Raw genomic sequence first — 1177 nt, forward strand, 5'->3', positions numbered from 1 at the left:
GTTGTAGAAGGCGCGTTTGAAGGCTTTAAACGAAATGTCGTTTTTTACATTGGATTGCTCGTAACGCTGACGCGCAGCATCGGCCATCTGATATTCAAGATCTTGAAGTTCAAACTCTTGGTTAAAAAACGAGTCCCAAGCGCAAAGGCGAGCTATTGCCTTAGGTGAACTGTTATCACTTTTTAGTTTTGAGAGACGCTTTGCGTAAGCCGCTTGATATTTATCCACGATATATTCCTGCATGAATAGATGCTGAGTCATTGAATGACTCAGAACGTTCTGGTCGGTTGTAAAAGCAAAATTGTGGGATGAAAAGGCGTACTTTTACGTCGGTGGCAGAACTACAAATAAAAATATCAAAGAGCGTTTGTGGTGGGGATGATATGGGGTGGTAGGGGAAGAGGACAAACAAAATAAATTAGTCTACGTCACAATCAATGTTTGTTGATTTATTCAATCCTTAGTGTTCTTTGTCTTCTGATGTGCACATTTCGTGGTTAAAAAAGATACGACCATAAGTTGTTCTTGGGCCTGAAAAAGTAAGATTCCTGACCAATATTCTTCCGTTTACCGCGTAGATCTCTCTTCAAAGTCGATTACTTTTGGCTACGCTTATAGTTCGGCTTTAAAAATTTGTAAGAGGGAAGTTGAGTTGAGATGTTTGTAGTTGAAGCGTTGAATAACTCAAGTGATGGGCAACAAAGGTAATCGATTATAAAGGATAAATTGGAAGCAGTGCAGAGCTAGGTAAGATATAAACCGAAAGGTGACGGTATGAGCATACAATCAACCATTATCGAATACGCAGTAGCAATAATAGGCTTACTTTTAACAGGCGTTGCCCTCTGAGCCCGAAAGCTCAGAGGATACATAACCTTAACGATTAATGTTGTAACGAGCGATTGCCGCTTCTTCTGACGTTACAACAGTTTTACCGATAGGCGCGAGGGAAATTACGGCCAGTTTCAGGTGCTGAAGTGCAAACGGAATACCAATGATGGTAACGAAACACGCTGCGGCGGATAGGATATGACCGATTGCCAGCCACAAACCTGCAAACACAAACCAAAGTACGTTGCCGATGACGCCTAGCGGACTCGTGCCAATATCCATTTCATTGGTTAGTTCATCACGCGAAATGGCTTCTTTGCCGAATGGGAAAAACGAAAAGTTACCC

At 42.0% G+C, this 1177-nt stretch carries 2 protein-coding genes; both read right to left on the minus strand.

What is annotated here, in order from left to right; translation table 11 throughout:
- Nucleotides 1-228 (minus strand): hypothetical protein (locus tag R7P72_RS25175; protein WP_318110982.1); only part of this gene is annotated, 228 nt, incomplete at its 3' end.
- A 648-nt stretch (nt 229-876) separates the two neighbouring features.
- On the minus strand, nt 877-1177 hold a 301-nt coding region (locus R7P72_RS25180; RefSeq protein WP_318110983.1), incomplete at its 5' end, for a YccF domain-containing protein.

The organism is Vibrio sp. Vb0888 (assembly GCF_033338835.1).
Classification (GTDB): domain Bacteria; phylum Pseudomonadota; class Gammaproteobacteria; order Enterobacterales; family Vibrionaceae; genus Vibrio; species Vibrio alginolyticus.